A 24,669-nucleotide genomic window follows, 5' to 3' on the forward strand; every position below is an offset into this window, starting at 1 on the left:
CAATTCAGGACCGGTAGATCCGGCTGTATTGAACTTCATGTTGCATGGATAATAAGGACAGACCGGGCGCCCAATTGGATAACTCGTCGTCCGCCAGTCGCTGTGCGTGATTCGATGCGTTTTCCAGAACGGGATGCAGGGAAAGCAGAAGACGCTGGCCCGAAACCTGCCCAAGCGGAACAGACTTCACGCAGGCCAACACCTGATTCTCAATCATGGAAAACAACATTCCAAGCAAGGCGGCTTCATGCGGTACCGCCAGTGCCTCCGCGGCACAGGCAAACGCCGTAGGCAGAGGGATCTCGGGCTGACTCGTCAATATCTTCAGAAGCTCGTCATCCGCGATTTTCAGATCTGCCACCAGCCTGGCGAGAGAATATCCCATCTGAATTGTTTCGGCGCGAAACTCGGCGGTATCGCGCGCGGCAATAAAGCACTCCGTCCAGTACGTGGCTGCCGCCATGTCCCGAGCGGAAAAAGCCTTCAACAAGCGCCAAAGTACCGGCGCTTCAAAGTCCGCGACGACAGCAAGCGACTCAGTGATCCAGGCACGGGCCGAACTCTCGTCCTTGACCATGCCCGTCTCGATGGCTGCTTCCAATCCCTGCGAATAGGTATAGGCACCGATCGGCAGCGACGGGCTCGCCAGCTGCAGCAATCGAAGCAATATCGGGCTTTCCATCGTCATCTAAGTTATTTTCGAGTCCGTCGCACGGTGAATTTTCTGATGCGCTGGAATCGGGGCTAATGGACCATGACTATGTGAGTGACCGTGACCATCATCGTTGTGATGATGATGCCCTCCACCCGCGCTGTAGGCGCCCGACTCCGGCTCGAATTGTGCATTTTCTTCGACCACCGTGGCGCCCAGCCCCAACAGCATTTCTCTCAGCACGCTGTCTTGATAGATACGTAAAAAATCCTCGCCCACCTGGGTCTGTGTATGACGATTGCCTAAATGGAAAGCACAGCGCAATAGATTATGCGAAGTATTGCAGCTAACCCGATAGGTCGGTTCCTGCGCCGCGACGATCTGCACCACGCGGCCATCGTCACCCTTCAGCAAGTCGTTGTTGCGCAGCACCGTGCCCCGCTCGGTAAAAATGGCAACTTCTTCACCTGATGCAAGCTTTGTACGCAAGCGGCTGTTTTCGCGTAATTCATAAGGTAGAACAAGCTGAGCGGAAATCGAGTCCGCATGCGCTATTCTGGCGTTCAATGTCAGCATTTATAGGCCTCAAAAAGAAATGTTGTATTGTTACTATCGCGGTGTCGGTAATAAAATGGCGTGGATGGCTCCCGAGACTTACTCTTCAAGAGGTAACAAGAACCTGTTGGCTCCGGCAAGCGTAGATCAGCGTGGAATCCTGCATCCGGCCCCATCCGGTCTGACCGGAAATTCCCCAGTAAAAACGGGAATCACCTTATCAAAACAGAAAGTACCGCTGCGCCATCGGCAGAACATCTTCCGCCCCACACGTCAGCAGTTGCCCGTCGGCCCGCACCTCATAAGTTTCGGGATCGACTTCCATCTTTGGTGTTGCCCCGTTATGGATCATGTCCTTCTTGCGTAAATTGCGCGTGTTCTTGACCGCAATCAGATTCTTGTCCAGCTTCAGGGTATCGATCAGCCCCGCATTAATGGATGCCTGCGAGGTAAAGGTGAAACACGATGTCTTGATACCACCACCGTATCCGCCGAACATGTATCGATAATGTACCGGCTGCGGGGTGGGTATGGAAGCATTCGGATCACCCATCAAAGACGCCGCAATCATTCCGCCTTTCAGTATCATCGACGGTTTGACACCAAAGAACGCGGGTCTCCACAAGACGAGATCGGCATATTTGCCCACCTCCACCGAACCGATCGCATGCGAAACGCCCTGTGTAATGGCGGGATTGATGGTGTATTTCGCGATATAGCGCTTGACGCGGAAATTATCGTTCCTGGAATTGTCTTCCTGCAGCGTGCCACGCTGTATTTTCATTTTGTGCGCGGTCTGCCAGGTACGCAGGACCACCTCACCGATGCGGCCCATTGCCTGCGAATCTGATGACATCATCGAAATGGCGCCCATGTCATGAAGAATATCTTCGGCCGCGATGGTCTCCTTACGGATGCGGGACTCCGCGAAGGCGAGGTCCTCTGCAATATTGGCATGCAGGTGATGGCATACCATCAGCATATCCAGGTGTTCGTCCAGTGTATTGACGGTATAGGGGCGTGTCGGATTGGTGGATGACGGCAGCACATTTTCCTGGCCGACGACCGCTATGATGTCGGGCGCGTGGCCGCCCCCCGCGCCCTCGGTATGGAAAGTGTGAATGGTCCGGTCTTTAAATGCGGCGACCGTATTTTCCAGATAACCGCCTTCATTGATGGTGTCCGTGTGGATAGCGACCTGCACATCGTATTTATCCGCGACGTTCAAGCAATTGTCGACAGCGGCATAGGTGGTTCCCCAATCCTCGTGCAGCTTCAAGCCACATGCACCGGCCAGCACTTGTTCTTCAATTGGAGTCGGCAGACTGACATTACCCTTTCCGTAAAAACCGGTATTCATCACCATGCCGTCCGATGCTCTCAGCATGGAATGAATATGCCAGGGACCCGGGGTGCAGGTGGTTGCTGCCGTGCCGACCGCCGGGCCGGTACCACCGCCCAGCATGGTGGTCGTGCCATTCATCATCGCGTCTTCCGCCTGCTGCGGACAGATGAAGTGGATGTGGCTGTCGATAGCGCCCGCTGTGACAATCATATTCTCGCCTGCGATAATTTCCGTGGCGGCGCCAATGCACATCGTGATATTGGGCTGGATATCCGGGTTTCCCGCTGAGCCGATTGCGGCAATCTTGCCGCCCTTCAGCCCGATATCGGCCTTGACGATCCCCCAGTGGTCCACAATGACTGCGTTGGTGATGACCGTATCCATCACATCGGCGTGGTTGCGCTGAGATTGACCCATGCCGTCACGGATCGTCTTGCCGCCACCGAACTTCACTTCTTCACCATACGTGGTGAAATCCTTCTCGATCTCGATAAAAAGTTCCGTATCAGCCAGACGGAGACGATCACCGGCGGTGGGGCCCATCATTTCAACGTATGCCTGACGGGAAATTTTAAAAGTCATTTTTATGCTCCTCAGTAGATTATTGGCGGTGCGCTGTTATTTCAGCTTGCCCATCACTTTCTGGTTGAATCCGTAGACGATCCTGTCTCCCGCGAGTTCAACCAGCTCAACCGTACGCTCCTGGCCTGGCTCAAAACGCACGGCCGTGCCCGCCATGATATTCAGGCGCATGCCATAGGCAGCCTCCCGGTCAAACTTCATTGCGGAATTGACTTCATAAAAGTGAAAATGCGAACCGATTTGTATTGGGCGGTCTCCCCCGTTCGAGGCTTTTAATGTTTTGGTTTTTCTACCGACATTCAGTTCGATATCGCCGGGTTGCACAAATACTTCACCGGGTACCATTGGCGTTCTGGCCATAATAATCTCCTGGTTTCTTAAGGAATCGGATTGTGAACAGTCACAAGCTTGGTGCCGTCAGGGAACGTGGCCTCGACCTGGATATCGGGGATCATCTCGGGAACTCCCTCCATCACATCGGCGCGGGTCAGTACGCGAGTGCCTGCGGCCATGAGCTCGGCGACGGTATTACCATCGCGCGCTCCCTCCAGCACCGCACAGGTGATCAGCGCGACCGCTTCCGGATAGTTGAGCCGCAGGCCACGCGCCTTGCGCCGTTCCGCCAGCAGCCCCGCAGTAAATATCTGAAGCTTGTCTTTTTCTCTGGGTGTAAGGTCCATTGCTTTCTCCTCGGTAAATTAATGATTGTCGCTAATTCTCTGAGCACTACAATAAATCTGAACCTTTCGGGGCGAAAAAAAAGCCGCTTCCAGGAAAACGGCAATTGTCATGTATTCCATAACCGTGGCACTGCAAGCTGGCGGCCCAGCATCGCCGGGCGAAGCAATCCCCAGGCATGCAGCATTAATCGCCGCGCGGTTTCACTGGAATCCCCGAGGTAACGCGCAACCACTATCTGTTTTGATTGGCTGATGCCAAAACAGCCTGCACCATTCGCGATGGCACTGGCCCCTTCGCGTGCTTCGTGCAGCAGTGCGCCGGGCACTGCTTTGCCTACTGCAATCAATGTTGCACAGACCGTGCTGTCAGCAAGAACCAGAGAAGCTTTCATGGCCGGGCTGCCCCCCAGTAACCGCAGTTGCTCGAACCAGACCAGTTTGCCATCGCGATGAATGCGGGTGCGCTGCCTGATCTGGCCGCCGCTGAATGACTCACCGAACGCGGTACGCCCAAAGCATAAGATCTCACAACTGATATAGCTCGCGTCCTTTTCCAGCAACACGTGATGATCAAGCTCTACATGGGCATTATCGAAAAAGATCGTTTCCTGGGGCACCCACTCGAGCGAACCGCCGACGCCCACATCGAGTCTGATATTCTGGTGCGAAACATGGCCGTTGGCTTTGTACCACTTGGCTGCGCCGGGTGTGGTGATTTGCGCATTCGCGGATGCGCCAACCCTGGCAACAATCTCCAGCTCGTCTCCTCCCACCACACCGCCAGGCGGATGAATGATTACTACCTGGCAGACCTCGCGACCTTCGGGATAAAGCGGCTTTTGCACCAGCAAGGGGCCGAAGTGCTCCCGACCCACCAACCGGGTAGTGCCCGCATCATCCGCAAACCCGAGAGACAACCGCGCTTGCAACGGCACATGAGATACGCCTGCCGTCGGTTGAGTCAAAACCTTTTGTAGAGCCGGACGATTGGAGAATGGGACGCGGTCTTGCTGAATATGAAGACCTTCCGCATGAGAAATCGAGTGCATTTTTTGGTTATTGTTGATTAATGTCCATCAAAAGGTTAAACCCACCTGCTTTAGCCGGTCCAACTGGTGAGATGAGCCGCAACATCATGTCCCAAAAACAACTGAAAAGCCTTGCTTTATTCCCGATAGCGTCACAAACATATACCCGCTTGCGTGCAAAGTAAATAGCCGTGCGAAAAAATCTCCAAAAATAAGCGTATGAAAATTAAGCGTTTTTTAATACGATTTACGCTTTTGCCTGAACCGGGCATGGTAACGTGGCGTAACGATGCGCCCTGCATGGATAGCAATTATTTGTATCAATCGACCGATACCAAATCACTATCGAACTCAGCCTTCGGTAAGACACGCTGTCGAGCTTTACATTTGCAGCTGAAAGGATAATTTGAAAACATCAACCTTCTCACCCACTACGTCGGGCGCGTAGTTAAGCCCCTTGGTGCGAAGATCGCCATGCTGGTAATAGGCCGAGATACGCGCATTGAAACCATCGATAATGTAGTTCACGCCGCCCTCGATTTCCTCGCGATTACTGCTATGGTTAGGCTGAACGCTGGTAAATCTGCCATAGGGTTGAAATTTTCCAATTCCCACATTGACTGGTATCAGGTAAAGCCCGGTGACAGTCCAGGATTTTCCGTCGAACATGCAAAAACAGCCTGGATCGGCAAAAGCGGTAGGGGCGTAATTCGCATAAAACTGCTTGTATTCTCCATTGACAGTGACTACACCCATATTTTTAGGCAGGACTTTTTCAAAGAGGATGTCGCCGACTAGACCCAGGAAATCGCTGCGATTGGCAAATGATCCGGCCCCGTTTCGCTGATACGATGTGCCGAAAGCAAGCGCAAGGATATCGCCGGCTTTACCAAAGTAGGTGCTGCTGGTGTAATAACCGGGATTCTTTTCGGGGTTCAGGAAATTGTAGGTGAATCGGCCGGCCCATAGCACGTCATCCCCCTGGTTGGGGCCGATGGTAGAGGAAGACTGGAGACCCCGGTAAACGCCTACGGCATAGCTCAGCGTTCCTTTGATGAAGCCGGGCTCGACGCTGCCCCAGAAGGTGCCGCCGTCATCACGGCCATAGCGTCCCGCACCGCCGCTACCAAATTTAGTGCTGAAGTCTTGCGAGAAAAACGGCGTCTTGAAAGCATCGTGGGTTGCCTGAAAGAACGGGCCGCTCAATTCGCCCCGTTCCGTGGGCACCAGCATGCGCCCGCCCCACATATTGACATATCGGTTAACCTCGACTTTTCCTATCGCATCCAGAATATTGTATTGCATCTTCGGACTGTCGCCCGAATGTGTGTTGTTACAGAAAAAACAGTCAGTGTTGAGTTCGAACTTGACATATTGATGAACCTGGCCGTTTACGTACACACGAGCATTGTCGATGCTGAAATCGTTCCTGTAATCACGATTTTCCGCCCATATCCCCGAACCGCGGAACCCCATGCCAACGGTCACCCATTTCGTCTCATCAATAGCCCACTTGGGCTTGCTCGGCATCAAATCTATGGCATTTGCCTCGGGAGATAAAGGCAGAAAACCGGCCGCCAGTACCGCAAGGAGTGCTACTTGAGCAAGGAAATTTTGCCGTTTCTTCCGAAGATGATCTTTCCGTAAAACGCTCTCAGCCGATGTTGGTTCATAGCTGGCCATTTTATAACCCCGTTTTCTCAGAATTCTTCATTCTTGAAATTCCTTCATGCCTATTTACCCGACCAGCATGATCATGCAGGACTTTTTGGTAGGAGTCATTAAAAAATATCCACAAACTACAAATTTTGTGTAAGAAGATTTTCTTTTATACTTCACGAATCCGACTCGGCAGGGCCGCGAAGTAAGAATTATTTCAGGAAACTCCAGCCGCCCCCTCTAAATAAATGGGAAACATGGCTGGGCCTATCAATTAGAAACGACAAAAACAAACGATCTAATCAAGTCCCTGAGGGGAAGAAGCCACGTCAATAAAACAAAACCATACAAGCAATGCCAGATTTGCGGGCTAAGCCGAGCTTTGCTGCAAGCCCAGAAAGCAAAAAAAACGAGTGTGATTTAACAAGACGAAAAGGAGAAGCGTGCGAATCGGTGTTTTCATCAATTTTTGTCTTATCGTCACTGTACTGAGTCTCAGCCTGCTGATATTGCTTTCTTCACAGGCGCTGGGTACGCTGGATGAGATCACCGAAGCAGAGCACCAGAAAAACAGGTCTCTACAGCTCGCAAACGAGTTATTCCGCAGTTCCGAAGATCTTACGAAGATGGCTCGGAGCTACGTCATCACCGGTGATCCGGTTTACGAGCAATCTTTTTTAGAGATCCTCGACATCCGTAACGGCAAACGGCAGCGCCCTCAGGAAAATCATCCGGTCACCTATTGGAATGTAAGCAAGCCTTCCTTACCCAGCACGCTCGGGAATGCCATTTCCCTGTTGGATTTGATGCGGCGTGAAGGTTTCAGTGAACGAGAACTGGATCTGCTGCGGCAATCCCAGAAAAATTCCGACAATCTGGTTAACCTGGAAAAACAGGCATTTGCTGCGATAAAAGGGTTATACGACGACGGATATGGAAACTTCACCATATCTCGCATGCCTGACCGAAATTTCGCTATTGAACTGTTGTTCGGAGAGCGTTACACAGCTGAGAAAACCAGAATAATGGCGCCGATCAGCCAATTCATGCTTGAACTGGATCATCGCACTCAAACTACACTGACAAATTTACAGTCAAAATTCCATCAGCAAATCCTGCTGATACTGGGACTGCTTTGCACCGCGCTACTCGCCGTCGCGGTCGCCGCTGTCTACATGCGCCGCAATATCCTGCGTCCGCTCGATTATCTCAGCCGCCAGGCAAGCAGTATCGCAAAGGGCAGCTATTCCACCCGCTGCGATATTGCCACGCATAACGAAATCGCCAAGCTCGGCTCTGATTTCAATACGATGGCAGAAGCCATCGAACATGAAATCACAAAACTAAAACGGGTTGAAGAATCCTTACGCGAGCGACTAAAGGAGATCAACTGTTTTTATGCGATCCGTCGCGGGATGGAATCAGGGTCGCTGGAGGAGGTTTGCAGGACTGTTTTTGTGCAATTGATTGCAGCGATGCAATTTCCTCACATTACCAGTATCAGAATCGAGCTCGACGGCAAGCAGTTTGTTTCCGATCGGTATGACAGGAGCCATACACACATACGACGAAAGCAGGTAATGGTCTACGGCGAGGCATACGGATGGATAGATGTATTTTATAGTGAAGACCAGCCTTTTTTGCTGCCGGAAGAGCAGAATCTTATTGACGTGGTTGGGGATGATCTGGGGAAGTGGCTGGAACACAAGCAGGCGGAAGCACGTATTCTGGTAGAGCAGGAGCTTCGGGTACGGGACGCCGCAATAAGAGAATTTGCGGCCCACGTGGAGCAGATGCGGGAAGAAGATCGCAAATACATCGCCCGTGAAATTCACGATGAACTGGGTCAGCTTCTGGCGGCATTACACCTCGAAATTTCGCTGCTAAATGGCGTGGAAGATAGCAGAAGCGGGAAAATGGAAACCATCAGGCGTAACATGGCCGAACTGGTGGATGAAGCGGGCCAGAGCGTGCGCAACGTGGCTGAACATTTGCGGCCGGCTTCGCTCGGGCTTGGGATCATATCGGCCATTAAGAAACTGACCGATGAATTCAGGAAACATAGCGGCATAAGCTGCGTGTTGCGTTTGATGGAGGAATCGATCGATCTGGATGAAGATCAAACGGTGGCGATATTTCGAATCGTGCAGGAATCCTTGACTAATGTGGCACGCCATGCCGAAGCAAGTCAGGTCGAAATTGCCCTGTCGCAGAATGCGGATGATCTTATTGTTGAAGTACGCGACAACGGTAAAGGATTTGATTCCGCAGACGTTGCCCAGAAAAAATCATTTGGCCTGCTTGGAATGCGGGAACGGGCGGCGGTACTGAGGGCGGATATCGATATTACCAGTATTCCGCAGCAGGGAACCGTGGTCAGCGTGCGTTTGCCCATAAAGCGAAACGGGGGAATTTCATAATAGCTCTCTCGCAGGAGCTCTGCAAAAGCAGTCAGCTCATATCGTTGCGATCTTCAATGAAAAAGCCTTCTGTATATATGCGGGTGAAATAGAGCTGACCTCCTTGGAACCGATAAGACCGATAGAATACACATGACAATCAAAGTCTTTCTTGCTGACGACCATCGGCTTTTTCGGGATGGGCTGAAACGGATTCTTGCCGAAACAACGGACATCCGAGTCGTCGAGGAAGCGACAGACGGACTCGATGCCCTGGAGAAAATGCGCCGTGGCGAATGGGATGTGGCATTGCTGGATGTCAGCATGCCGGGCCTGAATGGACTGGAAGTATTAAAACGGATAATGGCCGATGATGCGAAGTATCAGGTGCTGATGCTAAGTACGTACCATGAGGATGAATATGCGATCAGGACAATACGCGCGGGCGCATCCGCTTATCTCACAAAGAACAGTCCGACCGATCTACTGATATCCGTGATCCGCCGTTTGGCAAATGGAGGAAAATACATAGATCCGGAACTGGCGGAGAAACTGCTGTTCGACCTGGGCCCGACATCGAAAATACCGCTGCATTCCACACTTTCAGATCGGGAATATGACGTTCTCAAACTTATCACTGCGGGCGTATCCTTGGCTGAAATCTCGCAAAGACTGGCATTAAGCGCAAAAACCGTCAGTACTTACCGCGCCCGCATTCTGGAAAAAATGAATATGCAGAACAACGCCCAGCTAATCCGCTATGTAACCGAACATAAGTTGCTGGAATAGCGGCATGTTCATTCAATATTGAGCGCTTACGGCCGCTTTGCTCATAAGGCGTTGTTCATGCGATCGATTTCATTCACGCAAAAGCACTGCCATGAACGTGCGGTGCAGAATCAGAAGAATAGCTCTCCTGGACGATCTCAACCGGTAAAAGATGCAGTTTGCCATGCCGCACTCCTTGCATGGAAATAACATGATTGGCGAATTTTTTCACGTTCCTGATGGTTCCACTCAGGATGGTTACTTCCAGGCAATTGTCGTGATCGATATGTACATCCATGGTGGATACGATAAGGTCATGATGCCTGTGTTGTGTCGCAGTAATGCAACTGGTTAGTTCGGGAGCGTATATATAGCTGAGCGTGGCAACGCAATGATCTTCGACATGTTCTTCCACGCGGACGGTATCGAGCAGATCCCGTATCAGGTCACGCATGGCTTCCGAGCGATTGAAATAACCGCGCTTGTGCATTACAGAATCAAACTGCTTCGCGAGCTGATTATTAAGCGATATAGTGAGACGTTCCATGTTTACCTGCTCCAAGATATTGTTCGCTCCGGTGTTCTGGGGTATGACTGGCTTGCAATCGGATTAAAAATATCATACTGATGAGGGAACGTCTGTCGGGGAACGCTGAAATACGATGTAGGAATAAATGAATGCCTTGTCAGGGATTCCCTACACGATTAATGATAGGCTTCCAGGCGCTACGAAGATCAGTTGGCAAGTGTGTAGAATTAGAGACACCGGCAAGCATGCCAAAGATGACGCTTAACGCGCCCGCCTGATGGTTCTGCGGATAAAACATCAGGCAGCCAATCACACAACGACTTATATCCATATGGCTCTTGGAGCAACCATTTTTAAGGCCGATCTGCAAATCGCAGACCTGGACCGGAATTATTATCACAACCATGCGCTCACCCTCGCCCGCCACCCATCGGAAACCGATGAACGCATGATGGTGCGATTACTGGCCTTCCTGCTGCACGCCCATGAATCCCTATCGTTCGGCAATGGATTGAGCACGTGTGATGAACCCGATCTCTGGCAGAAGGATTTAACCGGCGCTATCGAGCTCTGGATAGATGTAGGTCTTCCGGATGAAAAACTCATTCGCAGAGCCTGTGGTCGTGCCAATCAGGTATGCGTTTATACATATGGTGGACGCATCGCCGACACATGGTGGAGCCAATGCCGCGGCAAACTCGAGCAGATCAAGAACCTGACCGTGAACAATCTACCAAGGGAAGCCAGCCAGGCCATCGCGAAGCAGGCACAACGTAACATGCGTTTGAATTGCACGATTCAGGACAAGCAAATTTGGCTGGCTGACGGGAATGAGTCAACGTTGTTTGAACTGGAAAATCTGAAGAGCTTGCCGGTGACACATCCCCGGTAGTGGTCCAGGGGCGTTCTAGCAAAGTCCAATAAATGACCCGCTCCCTGAATTGGTACCTCTAAAATGAAAAATTCCGGCTCCATAGACCTGCCGGGCAAGGCATTTTCAGGCCTTATACGGTGGCGGTATAAGTGATATCTTCAGTAACGATCCCATGACACTCATGCCCGTAGACGTCGGTGCGATGGAATAAGCCAGATAACAAACGCGGCCAACGGGGCACTCTGCGTAAACCTGTCGACATCAGCAAAACTTTCCTATTGTTATTATTCCCCAGGCTGACGGTTCTGCTCCGTCGACCTTCCTTTTCACAGACACAATAATAAATTTTCGCAGACGCGAAAAAAATTCTTGTTACTCCCATTGCTCCCTGCGACGTTACGCAGCCAGGACAAGGTTCGTTCCTGCGTTGAACCAAGTTGTTCTGCGACACATAGGGGGAGTGCGCATTGATGTTGTGAGAGTGCCACCGACCGTAGATATGTAGACCACGCTGTCGGAACTATCGTTTGTCTGCGTCGGGCTTATGAAAGTCAGTCGGTCATTGAAAATTTCAAAGCCGCCCGACTGGTTGAAACCTGATGCATTTGTCACGCCGAGATTGTTGCCGCGGGTTCCAGAGCTACGATATTTTTATTGAGTAGTCAATAAAAAGAAGACACATAAAACAGCTCCTTCTCCCATCTCAACTTTTTGTTTAATGCATTAGAGTGACCTGCGCCACCAGGAGGTATCTGGTTGGCTGCTTTTGGATCCGTTTTTACTGACAGGAGGTCTTCAATACTTATCCACCCTGGGCTTCCAGCCCAACCTGGAGTTGACCGATCGCGCGATATTGTATCGGACACGGACTTCGGGTCAGAAATCCTCAGCTATATCGAGCGATTCCATAATCCAAAAAAAAACTGCTGAATGACGGCTTTGCTAAGGGCTGCATAAAAACGGAAGAAGCTGTTTTTGCAATCCGGATTCCTTAATGAAGGGAACAGCGTCATTCCAGATCATCATTTATCAAATCGTATAAGGGATTCAAATGACTTCAATAAAAAAAATATTTCTAGCTCCACTGGTAGCTTCATGCATATTGACACTATCGGTCGGCGAAATCCAAGCAACAGATCATACCTCTCCCTTAAAAGAGGACAATTCACCAAGCAATGACCTTTCGAGCACCAACACCGGCAAGATGCGGACAAGGGTCGACAGCCTGCGTGAAAAAAATGGCAAAGCGTTTCCCGACGATGACGATTACGCGGATAAGGGACGTGACCACCGGCGCGGAAAAGATAGCCCCAAATCATTGTCGCTCGGTCAACATCCTGATGTTTATAACGATCAAATACAGCCCATCGCCACCGCGATCGACTACCACAACGGGATGATCTATCTCTTCAACTACGAAAACGATAAGTTGATAATCATAGACCCGACCACGCTCCCCGGTTGGCCTGGAAACGTTCCCTTGCAGCACACAGTCATAATGCCCGAAGGGAAGAGGATTTATATCACTTCCGACAATACGAAGGACCATTCCTCCTATATCATCGCCTTGAGCGTGAACGAGATCAATTGGGATACACGCTTGGCCTCGTTAACCGTGAATACGGTTTTGGCAGCTGATTCCCCAAATAATCCCTCCGAGTTGCCCTTTGTCACGCCAGTCAACAAGGTCCAGGCCATTCCCAACTGGCTGATAGGCAGGGGAACCCAGATTCATGGTCCCACGCTGCTCCCCTACTCCGATTTCCTCTACTTTACGGAATTTACGTCGGACAGGATACGTGTGATCAATTACAAAACGAACGAGTTTGTGAGTTTTGATCCTATCGTCATACCTGGCTATACCGAGCAGACGCATGGGGTAAATTTCAACAGGTCTGGAACCATTGGTCTTGGGACAGGATACTTTTTTGACAATAGCATCATCGATATATACAAACCCAATAGGGAAACCGGTGAACTGCAGACGGTAGGTCAGATCATGCTGGGCAACGAGAAAAAGCATGCGGCTTTCACCCATTTCGTCTATTGGCTGGATGAGCGCTACGCTGTCACCGCATCCATGCAACTGGACAAAACTTCCCTGACTCCTTCAACCACGAAAGATATCATTCCGCCTAGCGTGTGGCTGCTTGATACCCAGGAGGGAACCGCAAAGGAAATAGTCAAGTACACCAATCATGCGAATGGCCATGGCGTGTTCCGTTCTGCATCCGATATTGCGGTGGTGAACGGAAAACTCTATATCGCAGAGGAAGATACTCTTGATTACACGTTCGGAAACGATGGTTACATTTCTGTGTTCGATTTAACCGATCGAGAAAAACCGCGGTTCATCAAGAGGCTTCGACCCGGCTTTGAACTACCGAAGGGATACGCCGTCGCTCACACGATCAGCCCGACGCCAGACCATCGGCATTTGCTGGTGGCAAGCTGGGTTTCGGGCTATGTGCTGAAGATTGATACAGAAACCGACACTGTCGCCAAGGTTTGGGGACCAAGTGACGGTCTTGTGAAGCCACACGGCATATTTGCCGCAGGAGGCCTTCGCTAATTTCCGGTTATCCCGCTTTATACTCGGCTCATCTCTTTTTCCCGGGATTTATCCTGGGCTGAACAAGATGAGCCCCCTTCTGATCGCAACCAGGATAATCGCGAATTGATATGAAACTGAAATATATAAAAGAAATCCAGTCAGGGGTATTCCTGAAGCGTTATTTTCCGGCTGTGCTGACAGCATTTCTCCTGTTTGCCCACGCCGGCATCGAAGCCGCGACTGTCATTCCGACCTCTCCGATACCCTTACAACCAGAAATCATCGGTCAACTGAAACAAGCACAGGCGGACAAGGATACGCGGTGGCAACTGGTTGTTTTCGGTTTTACGCATTGCAAGGATGTCTGCCCCACGTCTCTCGCCAATCTATCCATGCTCGTCAATGCAGCCGCGGCTGAGAAGATCAAGCTGAACGGAATCTTCGTCACGGTGGACCCAGATAGGGATACTAACGCTATTCTTTCACGCTACATCAAAGCCTTCGGGTCGGATCTTGCCTATTTGCGTTTTGAAGGTGAAGTGCTGGAGCGGTTCAAGGCCGCTTTCAGCGTCGAGACCGCCTTTTACACCAAAAATTCAGGAAATATGCAGAATTATCAGGTAGACCATAGTACTACTGCATTTCTAATCGACACCAGAGGAAATATCAGGGTGATATTTGATGCACTGAAGGATACAGCTCAAATGGAGCAGATATTTCGTGAGAATAAGGCCCTGTTTAAGTCATGATTTGGCCTGTCGTACTCATTCCAACGCTGATAATCGTCTCTCTTACCGCATCTGCGATGCAGATCGATGCCGATCCCCGTGTCATCGTATCGTTCATGGATAAGTCGCTTTCTCCGGAGCTCGATATTCTATCCGTGGCAACCGATATTTCCGCGGATAATCATCTCGTGTTTCAAGTCAAAACCAGGGGGGAACGGACAAATGGGGAAGCTGGGGATCACCTCATGCTGCGTATACTGAATGGGAAAACTTACGGTTTCCTCATTCCGATAAATCAAGGAGATGGCGATAAGGTTCTAATGTATGAAAGCGTGCTGCAACATGACAGCGCTGTATTGCCCCAGGCATTGGGAATGTCGCATGGAAATGCCGTGCCTGCAGACTTGAATGCCAAGCGTATAGTCAACGGAGCAGAGTTTGTTCTGCCTGTCGACTGGGTCAATTTTGGTAAAGATTTTGGTTTCGATGCTTATACGGTCAAGGCACACATGCAAGGAAATATTGTAGAGATCACTGAGATATACGACCAGGCAGGCAAAGGCCGCGATGGGCGCAACACATTCTCCGCCGTTACCCTGCTCAATAAACTTTGCACGCCACAACGGCTGCGATCAAGTCAATGATTTTCTCTTCTCTATTTCCCGGCATCTGCGGGTAAAAAAGGCAGGCCGCGAATCCTGGAACTGCAAACCTTAAAATAATCGTCCCTGAAAAACCCCTTTTTCAGTCAGTCAATTATAAGTTTGGTATTTTTCTTGCCAGCAATTGAGGCTGATCCGAAAACGGGCACATAAAAGCGCCAACCGAGAAAGCTATTTGAATGCACCGTTGATCGCTTTGAACAATGCGGCGAAACGCTTTACGGTCTTTTCATTGAGACTTTTGGGAGGAGAGATCGCGAACTCCGAGGCGATGCCATAGTGGTTAAACCCACCTGATGGACGGAGTTCTATTCCTCTAGTCTTCAGAGCATCCTCGATCCGTTGCACGATTCGGTGCCGTGCACTGGGGTTAAGCTCAATTTCTAGGAGAGGTGAGTTTCTCAACTTGCTATCATAGACTTTGTTAAAGTAAGTCAAGTACGTTGATGGCGTAAACAAATCTTCAATATCGCTAGGCTTACCATTTTCTCCGAACTTGTTCTCATCACGGAATTGGGATGCATTAAATACGCATTTCTTCATCAACAGCTTATCTCGGATCAATGAGTCTAATTTCTGATCTGGACCACCCGCGTAGTCATGGAATACCGCGAACTCAGAAGTGGTTCCGTTTGTTTGAACAACAACCTGAGTATTTTAAGTGGAATCTCTGCTGATTCTCACGCTGCCTGTTCCTGCCTGTTCAATCGTCGGCAGCATCACGGCATAAGCCTCATCAGGCGTTTTCTTGCCCAGACTCGAATGTGGCCTGGATCGATTGTACCAATCCATGTATTGCATAATTGATACTCTGGCTTCAGTGACTGATTCATACGCATGTAAATACACCCGCTCGTATTTCACCGATTTCCACAGGCGCTCGACAACCACCGGCTTTAGCCGGTGTTGTTGAGTCATCCTTTCAGAATCCCATCGTGATTCAGCCATCCGTCGTTCCATATTTACACGTGTAATGACAGTATATATACTTGCTTAGTACTTTATGCTAGGAGATTGAATTATGTCGAAAGAAGCCGTTTTCACCATGAAGCTCGAACCCGAGTTGCGTGCGGAGTTCATGGCCGAGACCGAGGCAGCCGACCGGCCTGCATCTCAGGTCGTACGTGAGCTGATGCGCGAATATGTCCAGCGGCAACGCCAGGCGCGGGAACACGACGAGTTCCTGCGCCAGAAGGTCGAGGTTGCCAGGAAATCGGTGCGTACTGGAAGGGGCCGATCGAACGCCGAGGTTGAAGCCGATTTCGCCGCGAGGCGTGCCAGTACCGCAAATCAGGTGTGAGAGTTATCTGGACGCCGGAAGCGGAGCAGGATCGCGACGACATATGGAATTACATCGCGGCCGACAATCCGGTTGCGGCCATCTTGATGGATGAGTTATTCAGCGATGCCGCCGCCCGGCTGGTCACCTATCCCATGCTGGGCCGGATTGGAAAAATATCGGGTACCCGCGAACTCGTTCCCCGTGAAAATTATCTGCTGGTATATGAGGTCATCCAGGAAACGGTGTGGATACTGGCCTTGGTTCATACAGCCCGCCAGTGGCCGCCGCTGCGCGAGTGAGGGTGGATTAGCGAAAACCCGGGGCGTTCAGAAGGCCTTGGCCGTGAGCGAATTTTTTTCCATGTTAATGCTGAATAGAACTGCAAACCTTAAAATAAAGATTTGCAGTTCTTCTTCTTTAGATTTCAGGACTTGGCTTCACCTTGAGATTGTCCGGCAGCCAGCACGAACCGGATGGCTAACGCGGTCAGCCGCGTCAATCAGAGTGCGCCCTCCGTGCTGGTTGGGTCGCACAGTAGGCACCTAAACCTGTGAAGTGCCGTTGTCCCACCTGTATCATGAATGCTGCATCAGGCTTGATCCCACGCTGTTTGTGAAATCAAATCCGAGCTGTATTTTTTCTGCGACGTTTATTGCCCAGGGTGTCCTTCTCCGGTCTTGCCATCGCCGTAGGAATTTTTGTTGTTATCTTCCAGTATGTGAAAAAAAGTCTCATCCTGCTTGATCATGCCCAGTTCGCTGCGGGCACGCTCTTCAATGGCGTCGTACCCCTGCTTCAGGTCGCGCACTTCCGCGTCCAGGGCAGCATTGCGCATTTTCAGCTTCTGGTTGATTTCATGTTGCGTGATGACCTGCTGATCCACTTCCCATACCTTAAGCCAGCTACCCTTGCCCAGCCACAACGGGTATTGCATCAGAGCAATCAGGGCAGCGAATATTAAGCCCAGTACTTTCACCCGGATACCCCTAGAGACCATCCTTTATCGTAAAGGCAGCGATCCTTTTCTTGCATGGGCGCCGCCTTCAATTCCAGAATAAGCTAAATCAATGTCCGAGCCCGGCTGAATCGAGATATCGAAACCTGGATAGCCATTATCTTAGTTGATAGAACGCGCCTCGCCCGGGATAGTTTGTGGCATCGCCAAGATCTTCCTCGATACGCAGCAACTGGTTGTATTTAGCAAGACGATCAGAACGGGAAAGCGAGCCGGTCTTGATTTGCAGCGCATTGGTGGCGACGGCGATGTCGGCAATGGTGGTATCTTCGGTTTCACCGGAACGGTGCGAAATCACTGAGGTATACCCGGCACGCTTGGCGGTTTCTATGGCGGAAAAGACTTCGGTAAGCGTCCCGATCTGGTTGAGTTTGATAAGTACGGAATTGGCGATACCCTGCGCAATGCCTTCTTTCAGGATGCCGGTATTGGTCACGAAGATATCGTCCCCCACCAGTTGCACGGACTTTCCGAGCCTGCTGGTAAGCAGCTTCCACCCATCCCAGTCGTGCTCGCTCATGCCGTCTTCAATGCTGAGAATAGGATACTTGTCTACCCATGTGGCGAGATAATCGGCAAATTGCCCCGAATCGAGGCTCAAGCCGTCCGATGCCAAATGATATTTGCCGTCTCTGAAAAATTCGGAACTGGCGCAATCCAGCCCGATAGCCACATCCGGGCCCGGTATATAACCGGCTTTCTCTATGGCCTCCACAATTAGTTGCAGCGCGGCTTCATTATTAGCCAGATCGGGCGCAAACCCGCCCTCGTCGCCCACTGCAGTATGCATACCCTTGCTGTCGAGCATGCCTCTCAGGGTATGAAATATTTCAGCGCCCCAGCGCAAGGCTTCCCGGAAACTCTGCGCGCCGAGGGGGATTATCACGAACTCCTGCATGTCAATATTGTTATTGGCATGTGCACCACCATTGATGACATTCATCATGGGGACAGGCATAGCCATTGGCCCCGCACCACCCAAATATCGGTATAACGGCAGCCCGGACTCCTCTGCTGCCGCTTTTGCCACCGCAAGCGACACCGCAAGAACCGCATTGGCGCCGAGTCTCGACTTGTTGCTTGTGCCATCCAGGTCGATCAGCGTCTGGTCGATAAAACCCTGGTCCATCGCGTCGAGACCCATGACAGCTTCGGAAATCTCGGTATTCACATTTTCCACCGCTTTCAGCACGCCCTTGCCAAAATAGCGCTGAGTATCCCCGTCGCGTAATTCGACCGCCTCTCTCGTGCCGACAGATGCGCCCGAAGGCACGGCCGCTCGCCCGAGCACGCCGGATTCAAGCAATACATCCGCTTCTACGGTTGGGTTTCCGCGTGAATCAAGAATCTCGCGGGCGATGACATCTACAATTGCACTCATGCTATTTTTCCCTGGGTCATTTATTTATAAGTTATCGAAAACTGTTTTGCTAGGTATTCAGCTTACCGAACGATGGTCTGAGGAAAAATAAGTCACCACTGACTTATTTGCTTGAACCGAATATCGGACGGTTCCAATTTTTATTTTGATTTACATCACGTGGGTCTTCAGTTGGGGAGAAAAATTGTGCCCCGAATCAGGTTCGACAAGACCGAATTTATTGGTTGGCGCTTATGGCGGTGTCTTTCGGTTTATTGTGCGTTAAAGCTTCGGCTGCCGTGCATTTGCCCGCGAAACGGGCAGCTGCCTCGATAAACGCCGTGAACAGCGGATGCCCCGCCTTGGGAGTGGAAGTAAATTCTGGATGGAACTGGCAGGCGACAAACCAGGGATGCTCGGCTTCCGGCAATTCAATCATTTCACATAAGCCGTCTGCTGCCGACACAGCGCTCACGCGCAGCCCGGCCTGTTCCAGACGGGGAATATACTCATTGTTGACTTCATAACGATGACGATGGCGCTCGATGATTTTATCCGCCCCATAAATTTTCCGGACAAGCGATCCTTCCTTGAGTAGACATTCCTGCCCGCCCAGGCGCATGCTGCCACCGAGGCCCGACTCTGTGCTTCGAACTTCAAGATGACCTTCGCGGGTGCGCCATTCGGTTGTCAAAGCAATTACGGGATAAAGCGTATCGGGATTGAATTCGGTGCTGTGCGTGCCTTCCATGTCCGCCTTGTCGCGGGCATACTCTATTACAGCCAATTGCATGCCCAGGCAGATTCCGAGATAAGGGACGCGGTTGACACGGGCATAGCGGATAGCCATGATTTTGCCCTCCACCCCACGCTTGCCGAAACCGCCGGGAACCAATATCCCATCCATGTGCTTCAGGCAATCGGTACCTTCTTTCTCGATAGTTTCAGAATCCATATAATGGATCTTGATTTTGCTCTGGGTATGAATACCCGCATGAATCAATGCTTCCGATAGGGATTTATATGACTCCGTCAGATCCACATACTTACCGACCAGCGCAATTTCTATTGTTCGCTGAGGATTCTCCAACGCGTGCACCAGTTTTTTCCAGATGCCCAGATCCGCCGCCTTGGCGAGCATATTCAACTTGTGGCAGACGATTTCATCCAGCATCTGTTCGTGCAGCAACGCCGGAATTTTATAAATACTGTCCACATCCAGCGCCAGAATCACCGCTTCTTCCCGAACGTTGGTGAATAGCGCGATCTTGCGGCGTTCCTCCGGCGGTAACGGCCGGTCGGCACGGCATAGCAGCACATCTGGCTGGATGCCGATCTCACGCAACTCTTTTACCGAATGCTGGGTTGGCTTGGTTTTCAATTCTCCCGCGGATGGGATATAAGGCAGTAACGTGAGGTGGATAAAGCAGGTATCCTCGCGAGGAAGTTGCACTGCCATCTGGCGGATCGCTTCCAGAAACGGTAACGACTCGATGTCGCCAACCGTCCCTCCGATCTCGACGATGGCTACTTGAGCATTGGCCGCGCCGGCTCTGATGTTCAGTTTGATTTCATCGGTGATGTGCGGAATGACTTGCACTGTGCCACCCAGATAATCTCCCCGCCGTTCCTTTTTTATTACACTCTCGTAAATCTGACCGGTAGTGAAATTATTGAGCCTGCTCATGCGCGCGGTAATGAAACGCTCGTAATGACCAAGGTCAAGGTCGGTTTCCGCCCCATCCTCCGTAACGAACACCTCTCCGTGCTGAAACGGACTCATGGTTCCCGGATCCACGTTGATATAGGGATCCAGCTTGAGCATCGTGACCTTGATGCCACGAGTTTCGAGGATAGCTGCAAGCGAGGCCGCAGCAATGCCTTTTCCCAAGGAAGATACTACGCCACCTGTTACAAATACATACTTTGTCATGGCTGCTTATGATACCGGAAAAGGTTCATTCGAACAAATTGGCGACAATGGTAAAGCGGCTTTTGCCGGGAAAACAGCTTGATAGCTCAGCAGTGTAATTAGACGCGCTCTTTATTACAGCACATGTATCAACGGTCGAATCCGATTCATCTGGAGTAAAAAGCAGAGGCGCAATAACTTTGCCAGTGGAGCGGAAAGGGTGACGTTCCTGTCCGGCAGGCTGCCAGATAGTTTCAATCGCCCCCCGGTTTTCCTGCCACACGCTCCAGGATTCCAAACCAGAATGTCAGCCTTTGATATCAACCTCTGTTCCAGCATTCACCAGGTCGAACAATTCGAGTAAGTCACGGTTATGCATGCGGATGCAACCGATGGAACCGGGCTTGCCCATTTCTGCGCTATCCGGGCTCCCATGGATATAAATGTAGCGGCGCATGGTATCGACTTTACCCATACGGTTAAAGCCCGGTTCACAGCCGGAAAGCCAGAGAATGCGGGTGAGAATCCAGTCGCGGCCTGGATATCTTGCGCCCAGTTCAGGGGTATAGATTTCGCCGGTGGGCCGGCGCCTGATAAATACTGTGTTGATCGGCTGGCTCGTCCCGATTTTGGCGCGAATAATGTGCTTGCCAAGCGGTGTACAAAAACTGCCGTACTCCTGCCCTACCCCATTGACGGCTGAAGAAATTTGATATTTCCGGATGATATTCTGATTCTCGGCCCATAGATCAAGCTCTTGTGATGGAATACTGATTACAACTCTCATCAGCAACTCTCATCAGCATGGCGTTTCGCTGCTGTCTTGCGGCGTTTTCCAAAAAAAAGCTTCAACTTTCCCGCTCCCTCTTCCGCCAGAATATTTCCGGTCACCTGCATATGGTGGTTAAGCCGTATCTCCGCCGGCAAGTCGATCACGCTCCCGCACGCCCCTGTCTTAAGGTCCACCGCACCATAAACCAACCGCGCGATACGGGCGTGAAAAATTGCGCCCACACACATGACGCAGGGTTCCAGCGTTACATAAAGGGTGCAATCCGCCAAACGGTAATTACCCACATTTTTTGCCGCATTCCGCAATGCCATCACCTCCGCGTGCGCCGTTGGGTCCGCTGCCGAGATTGGGCAATTGTATCCACGTCCGATGATGACTCCATTGCTCACCACCACGGCGCCCACCGGCACCTCGCCTGCCTCTTCCGCCTGTGCTGCAAGCTCAAGCGCAGCGCGCATGAAGTCGGAATCATTATTGTTCATGGCTGCTCATCGTTTCGGGTTACCGTAAAAATTCTCGGCGGTAAGAATGTACCTTGATCTCTCATATCGTACTACTTGTAATGCATGCTGGGCATTATGCAATAGAAGAGGCGGCTACCAGGGTTTCTTGCTATTCGAAGCAATATAGTCTATGAAAATAATAGCGTTAGCTAGTGTTGGTCAAGCGGTCCCGGTAAACCTTGAATAACCTTTCAGGAGATGAATATGCCCTCTAAATCTACGAAATCCATAAAACCTGCGAAATCTGCTCAATCAGAGCAACCGGCGCAACCTGCCCAATCCGCGCAAAAAAAGTTGAAACCCCTCAAGGGTCAAGATCGGGTTCGCATGGCTCGATTATTCGAAAAAATTACCGGGAACGTACAAGAGATGAGCACGATAATGAATCGCTTGCACGGCACGCCCGTGTCCTGGACAAAGTTTCGGATATCGTCTTCAGGCGCGGCGGGCGCTGATGGTCCTTTCGTGATTACAGTGGTGTGCAACGAAGAAACCGGAGAATGTGGATGCTACGATCACGAGGCTGGAACGTGCGGCCCTTGCCCTGCAGTGGATCTTTAGCACCGGCATCGACAGGAGACGACATGACTTCTAATTATATCGGTGACTCGAATAATTGGCCCAGGTTGTCCGCGCTGGAGGATTGGCAGGACACTTGCACTACGCTCCACATGTGGACACAGGTTGTCGGCAAGATACGATTGGCGCTCTCTCCGGATATCAATCACGGCTGGGGTTCTACCCTCTATATCACGACGCGCGGCCTTACGACCTCACCCATCCCTTACGGAAAGTTCACGTTTGCCGTCGACTTCGATTTTATTGCCCACGTACTGCGCATCACCACCTCGGAAGGCGCTGATCGCGCGCTTATGCTGGAACCCATGCCGGTCGCGAGCTTCTACCGCAAGATAATGGAAGCACTTGCCGAGTTGGGTATCGAGGTCAAGATTTTCGCCCGGCCGGTTGAGGTGGAAGTCGCCATACCATTCGAGAGAGATACTCAACATACGAGCTATGATGCCGATGCCGTTTCCCGATTCTGGCATGCGCTCGTGCACGTGGATAGGGTTTTCAAGGATTTCCGCGCCCGCTTCATCGGCAAGGTGAGCCCGGTGCATTTATTTTGGGGCGGATTTGATCTCGCTGTGACCCGGTTTTCGGGGCGAACCGCACCGAAGCATCCGGGCGGGGCACCCAATGTCGCTAACCGGATAATGGAAGAGGCCTACTCTCATGAGGTGTCGAGCGCGGGCTTTTGGCCGGGGACAGGTTTGGGCGAAGCTGCCTTTTACGCCTATGCTTATCCCACCCCTGCCGGTTTCAGTAAATATCCTGTTCAGCCAAAAGCTGCGTATTTCCACGACAAGCTTGGGGAATTCATTCTTCCCTACGAAGCTGTGCGAACAGCTGACAACCCGGCACAGGCGCTGCTCTCATTTCTTCAGACAACTTACGATGCTGCCGCCACGCTGGCGCACTGGGACCGGTTGGCGCTGGAGCGCAACATGCCGTCCAAGTGATACAGAACGCGATGGTGTGGACGCAGCGATGATAATCTTCTACACTCGAAACCAGCCAATCAATTTCATTGATTAACCGATGATTTTATTGGTTATCTGACGAGTGGCGGTATGGGGATAACGTACCGGGATATTTATACCGCCACAATTTGGAACCCTGGAAAAGAATGGAGTGCAAATATGACAACCAGACCCATACCCGATGGTTACCATACGTTAACGCCATACCTGATGATTGACGGCGCGGCCAAGGCCATCGAATTTTACACGCAAGCATTTAACGCAGCGGAATTATATAGATTGGGCGCGCCCGGCGGGAAAATCGGGCATGCCGAAATTCAAATCGGCGATTCCCGAATTATGCTGGCTGACGATTTCGGCTGTGAAAGCGCGTTCCGTACTTCGCAACCGGGGGCTGGCTCGCCGGTGGGCCTCCATTTATATGTCAAGGATGTGGACGCAATGTTTGCCCAAGCCACAAGTGCGGGCGCCAAGGTCATCAAGCCGGTCCAGGATCAGTTCTATGGTGATCGGACAGGCACGTTGGAAGATCCCTTCGGGCATATCTGGTTCCTTGCGACTCATAAGGAAGATCTCTCCCTGGATGAAATCAGGCAACGTGCCGCGGCGATGTTCAAGCAAGGCGGGGCCGATACCTAGCTGTAATAGCCTGCATTTGAAACCGCCTCAACCTGCATTCAGCGCGATTTTCGGCCAGAAATAACTGCAACTATCTACCCCGCAAACCAGGATTAACTGCAAATGAATCTGCATTTAGCCGTACTGACCTGTATTTGATCTTAGCGAACCAGGAATAAGTGCGACTGGCCTGGTTCGCTCTTCAGCAGTGGACGCCATCATTTTGTGGAACACGGCCTATCTGCAGCGGGCTGTCGATCACCTGCGAAACTCGGGCCAGACCAGTTTCGGCCGCTTCGGACCCGTATACATGACTTCGCCGCAGCGGCTTAGCGTGCTTTAAGCGCGAATCGTGTCTTCACCTCTATATGGGCGCAATACCGTAACGGTTCTCTCGGCCGGCACCAAGAAGTGGGTGCATTTAAACAAACGTCACAAAAGTTTCATAGGCTTTAATGCGATCGGTATTGTGAGTCGCACGGACTACTAACCAACATTACCATTTGGCCTCAGTGATGTGATAGCACTGCTCTAGCTGCGCAACCTTCGATGTTTTGTTGCCATTTCAGTACTCCTTTTGGTTAACTCACTACCACTTCGTCCTGTAAGGAACTTCTTGCTAACCCA

23 protein-coding genes and 1 pseudogene are annotated in these 24,669 nt (G+C 51.2%); 10 read left to right on the plus strand and 14 right to left on the minus strand.

The annotated features are described in order from the left end of the window. Nucleotides 1-4: 4 nt before the first annotated feature. From BLP78_RS05820 to BLP78_RS05850, 7 genes are all read right to left on the minus strand, one after another. The gene (locus BLP78_RS05820) at nt 5-688 is read right to left on the minus strand and encodes an urease accessory protein UreF (RefSeq protein WP_256330106.1); all 684 of its coding nucleotides are present in this window, start codon (nt 686-688) and stop codon (nt 5-7) included. Next, nucleotides 689-1,228 (minus strand): urease accessory protein UreE, encoded by a 540-nt coding sequence (gene ureE / locus BLP78_RS05825; RefSeq protein ID WP_090457443.1) that lies wholly within the window; start codon nt 1,226-1,228, stop codon nt 689-691. It lies immediately after the preceding gene. Between the two features lie 199 nt (nt 1,229-1,427). Next, complete coding sequence (ureC, locus tag BLP78_RS05830) at nt 1,428-3,134, minus strand: urease subunit alpha (RefSeq protein ID WP_090457446.1); 1,707 nt, start codon at nt 3,132-3,134, stop codon at nt 1,428-1,430. Between the two features lie 36 nt (nt 3,135-3,170). Further along, nucleotides 3,171-3,479 (minus strand): urease subunit beta, encoded by a 309-nt coding sequence (locus BLP78_RS05835; RefSeq protein ID WP_025039557.1) that lies wholly within the window; start codon nt 3,477-3,479, stop codon nt 3,171-3,173. Between the two features lie 32 nt (nt 3,480-3,511). Beyond that, entirely contained in the window at nt 3,512-3,814 is a 303-nt protein-coding gene (locus BLP78_RS05840; RefSeq protein ID WP_025039556.1) for an urease subunit gamma, read from the minus strand. A gap of 107 nt (nt 3,815-3,921) precedes the next feature. Next, nucleotides 3,922-4,863, minus strand: a complete 942-nt coding sequence (locus BLP78_RS05845) for an urease accessory protein UreD (protein WP_090457449.1) — start codon at nt 4,861-4,863, stop codon at nt 3,922-3,924. Between the two features lie 360 nt (nt 4,864-5,223). Continuing rightward, a complete protein-coding gene (locus tag BLP78_RS05850) occupies nt 5,224-6,525 on the minus strand; it encodes a hypothetical protein (protein WP_256330107.1) in 1,302 nt (433 codons plus the stop codon). Between the two features lie 419 nt (nt 6,526-6,944). Between BLP78_RS05850 and BLP78_RS05855 the strand changes: the two genes are divergently transcribed. Beyond that, complete coding sequence (locus tag BLP78_RS05855; RefSeq protein ID WP_090457452.1) at nt 6,945-8,921, plus strand: ATP-binding protein; 1,977 nt, start codon at nt 6,945-6,947, stop codon at nt 8,919-8,921. Between the two features lie 132 nt (nt 8,922-9,053). Continuing rightward, the gene (locus BLP78_RS05860) at nt 9,054-9,689 is read left to right on the plus strand and encodes a response regulator (RefSeq protein WP_090457455.1); all 636 of its coding nucleotides are present in this window, start codon (nt 9,054-9,056) and stop codon (nt 9,687-9,689) included. A gap of 73 nt (nt 9,690-9,762) precedes the next feature. Here BLP78_RS05860 and nikR read toward each other — a convergent pair whose 3' ends face one another. Further along, the gene (nikR, locus tag BLP78_RS05865; RefSeq protein ID WP_090457457.1) at nt 9,763-10,215 is read right to left on the minus strand and encodes a nickel-responsive transcriptional regulator NikR; all 453 of its coding nucleotides are present in this window, start codon (nt 10,213-10,215) and stop codon (nt 9,763-9,765) included. Between the two features lie 313 nt (nt 10,216-10,528). On the opposite strand from nikR, the gene BLP78_RS05870 reads away from it, so the two are divergent. The 4 genes from BLP78_RS05870 (at nt 10,529) to BLP78_RS05885 (ending at nt 14,997) form a co-directional block, all read left to right on the plus strand. Further along, complete coding sequence (locus tag BLP78_RS05870) at nt 10,529-11,089, plus strand: YaeQ family protein (protein ID WP_090457530.1); 561 nt, start codon at nt 10,529-10,531, stop codon at nt 11,087-11,089. Nucleotides 11,090-12,122: 1,033 nt separating this feature from the next. Beyond that, on the plus strand, nt 12,123-13,643 hold the full coding sequence (locus tag BLP78_RS05875) for a hypothetical protein (RefSeq protein ID WP_090457459.1): 1,521 nt from the start codon (nt 12,123-12,125) through the stop codon (nt 13,641-13,643). Between the two features lie 110 nt (nt 13,644-13,753). Next, on the plus strand, nt 13,754-14,374 hold the full coding sequence (locus tag BLP78_RS05880) for an SCO family protein (RefSeq protein WP_090457462.1): 621 nt from the start codon (nt 13,754-13,756) through the stop codon (nt 14,372-14,374). Beyond that, a complete protein-coding gene (locus BLP78_RS05885; RefSeq protein WP_090457464.1) occupies nt 14,371-14,997 on the plus strand; it encodes a hypothetical protein in 627 nt (208 codons plus the stop codon). Before BLP78_RS05880 ends, BLP78_RS05885 begins: the two co-directional genes overlap by 4 nt. 675 nt (nt 14,998-15,672) lie before the next feature. On the opposite strand, the pseudogene BLP78_RS05895 reads toward BLP78_RS05885, so the two are convergent. After that, nucleotides 15,673-15,906: pseudogene (locus tag BLP78_RS05895) on the minus strand (integrase core domain-containing protein); the annotation flags it as partial. A gap of 130 nt (nt 15,907-16,036) precedes the next feature. On the opposite strand from BLP78_RS05895, the gene BLP78_RS05900 reads away from it, so the two are divergent. Together BLP78_RS05900 and BLP78_RS05905 are read left to right on the plus strand one after the other, a co-directional pair. Then, entirely contained in the window at nt 16,037-16,315 is a 279-nt protein-coding gene (locus BLP78_RS05900; RefSeq protein WP_090457473.1) for an antitoxin of toxin-antitoxin stability system, read from the plus strand. Then, complete coding sequence (locus BLP78_RS05905) at nt 16,312-16,596, plus strand: type II toxin-antitoxin system RelE/ParE family toxin (protein WP_090457476.1); 285 nt, start codon at nt 16,312-16,314, stop codon at nt 16,594-16,596. Before BLP78_RS05900 ends, BLP78_RS05905 begins: the two co-directional genes overlap by 4 nt. 350 nt (nt 16,597-16,946) lie before the next feature. On the opposite strand, the gene ftsB is transcribed toward BLP78_RS05905, so the two are convergent. The 5 genes from ftsB to tadA form a co-directional block, all read right to left on the minus strand. Further along, a complete protein-coding gene (gene ftsB, locus BLP78_RS05910) occupies nt 16,947-17,273 on the minus strand; it encodes a cell division protein FtsB (protein ID WP_090457533.1) in 327 nt (108 codons plus the stop codon). 136 nt (nt 17,274-17,409) lie between these two features. Then, nucleotides 17,410-18,693 carry a phosphopyruvate hydratase gene (gene eno, locus BLP78_RS05915; protein ID WP_090457478.1) on the minus strand — a complete coding sequence of 428 codons (1,284 nt, stop codon included), beginning with the start codon at nt 18,691-18,693 and terminating at the stop codon, nt 17,410-17,412. Nucleotides 18,694-18,910: 217 nt separating this feature from the next. After that, nucleotides 18,911-20,605 (minus strand): CTP synthase, encoded by a 1,695-nt coding sequence (locus BLP78_RS05920; RefSeq protein ID WP_090457480.1) that lies wholly within the window; start codon nt 20,603-20,605, stop codon nt 18,911-18,913. 286 nt (nt 20,606-20,891) lie between these two features. Further along, nucleotides 20,892-21,371, minus strand: a complete 480-nt coding sequence (locus tag BLP78_RS05925) for a L,D-transpeptidase (RefSeq protein ID WP_090457484.1) — start codon at nt 21,369-21,371, stop codon at nt 20,892-20,894. Further along, on the minus strand, nt 21,371-21,859 hold the full coding sequence (gene tadA / locus BLP78_RS05930) for a tRNA adenosine(34) deaminase TadA (protein ID WP_090457486.1): 489 nt from the start codon (nt 21,857-21,859) through the stop codon (nt 21,371-21,373). The genes BLP78_RS05925 and tadA overlap by 1 nt, the downstream gene beginning before the upstream one ends. Nucleotides 21,860-22,464: 605 nt before the next feature. Here tadA and BLP78_RS05940 point away from each other — a divergent pair. Both BLP78_RS05940 and BLP78_RS05945 read left to right on the plus strand, forming a co-directional pair. Next, complete coding sequence (locus BLP78_RS05940) at nt 22,465-23,403, plus strand: DUF5996 family protein (protein WP_090457491.1); 939 nt, start codon at nt 22,465-22,467, stop codon at nt 23,401-23,403. A gap of 180 nt (nt 23,404-23,583) precedes the next feature. Then, entirely contained in the window at nt 23,584-24,063 is a 480-nt protein-coding gene (locus tag BLP78_RS05945) for a VOC family protein (RefSeq protein WP_090457493.1), read from the plus strand. Nucleotides 24,064-24,669: the final 606 nt, after the last annotated feature.

Origin of the sequence: Nitrosospira sp. Nsp1 (assembly GCF_900100985.1) — a bacterium.
Classification (GTDB): Bacteria; Pseudomonadota; Gammaproteobacteria; order Burkholderiales; family Nitrosomonadaceae; genus Nitrosospira.

Excerpts from the sequence above, each read along its gene's own strand:
- BLP78_RS05820 (WP_256330106.1), bottom strand. The coding sequence starts at position 688 with ATGACGATGGAAAGCCCGATATTGCTTCGATTGCTGCAGCTGGCGAGC.
- ureE (WP_090457443.1), bottom strand. The coding sequence starts at position 1,228 with ATGCTGACATTGAACGCCAGAATAGCGCATGCGGACTCGATTTCCGCT.
- ureC (WP_090457446.1), bottom strand. The coding sequence starts at position 3,134 with ATGACTTTTAAAATTTCCCGTCAGGCATACGTTGAAATGATGGGCCCC.
- BLP78_RS05835 (WP_025039557.1), bottom strand. The coding sequence starts at position 3,479 with ATGGTACCCGGTGAAGTATTTGTGCAACCCGGCGATATCGAACTGAAT.
- BLP78_RS05840 (WP_025039556.1), bottom strand. The coding sequence starts at position 3,814 with ATGGACCTTACACCCAGAGAAAAAGACAAGCTTCAGATATTTACTGCG.
- BLP78_RS05845 (WP_090457449.1), bottom strand. The coding sequence starts at position 4,863 with ATGCACTCGATTTCTCATGCGGAAGGTCTTCATATTCAGCAAGACCGC.
- BLP78_RS05850 (WP_256330107.1), bottom strand. The coding sequence starts at position 6,525 with ATGGCCAGCTATGAACCAACATCGGCTGAGAGCGTTTTACGGAAAGAT.
- BLP78_RS05860 (WP_090457455.1), top strand. The coding sequence starts at position 9,054 with ATGACAATCAAAGTCTTTCTTGCTGACGACCATCGGCTTTTTCGGGAT.
- nikR (WP_090457457.1), bottom strand. The coding sequence starts at position 10,215 with ATGGAACGTCTCACTATATCGCTTAATAATCAGCTCGCGAAGCAGTTT.
- BLP78_RS05870 (WP_090457530.1), top strand. The coding sequence starts at position 10,529 with ATGGCTCTTGGAGCAACCATTTTTAAGGCCGATCTGCAAATCGCAGAC.
- BLP78_RS05875 (WP_090457459.1), top strand. The coding sequence starts at position 12,123 with ATGACTTCAATAAAAAAAATATTTCTAGCTCCACTGGTAGCTTCATGC.
- BLP78_RS05880 (WP_090457462.1), top strand. The coding sequence starts at position 13,754 with ATGAAACTGAAATATATAAAAGAAATCCAGTCAGGGGTATTCCTGAAG.
- BLP78_RS05885 (WP_090457464.1), top strand. The coding sequence starts at position 14,371 with ATGATTTGGCCTGTCGTACTCATTCCAACGCTGATAATCGTCTCTCTT.
- BLP78_RS05900 (WP_090457473.1), top strand. The coding sequence starts at position 16,037 with ATGTCGAAAGAAGCCGTTTTCACCATGAAGCTCGAACCCGAGTTGCGT.
- eno (WP_090457478.1), bottom strand. The coding sequence starts at position 18,693 with ATGAGTGCAATTGTAGATGTCATCGCCCGCGAGATTCTTGATTCACGC.
- BLP78_RS05920 (WP_090457480.1), bottom strand. The coding sequence starts at position 20,605 with ATGACAAAGTATGTATTTGTAACAGGTGGCGTAGTATCTTCCTTGGGA.
- BLP78_RS05925 (WP_090457484.1), bottom strand. The coding sequence starts at position 21,371 with ATGAGAGTTGTAATCAGTATTCCATCACAAGAGCTTGATCTATGGGCC.
- tadA (WP_090457486.1), bottom strand. The coding sequence starts at position 21,859 with ATGAACAATAATGATTCCGACTTCATGCGCGCTGCGCTTGAGCTTGCA.
- BLP78_RS05940 (WP_090457491.1), top strand. The coding sequence starts at position 22,465 with ATGACTTCTAATTATATCGGTGACTCGAATAATTGGCCCAGGTTGTCC.
- BLP78_RS05945 (WP_090457493.1), top strand. The coding sequence starts at position 23,584 with ATGACAACCAGACCCATACCCGATGGTTACCATACGTTAACGCCATAC.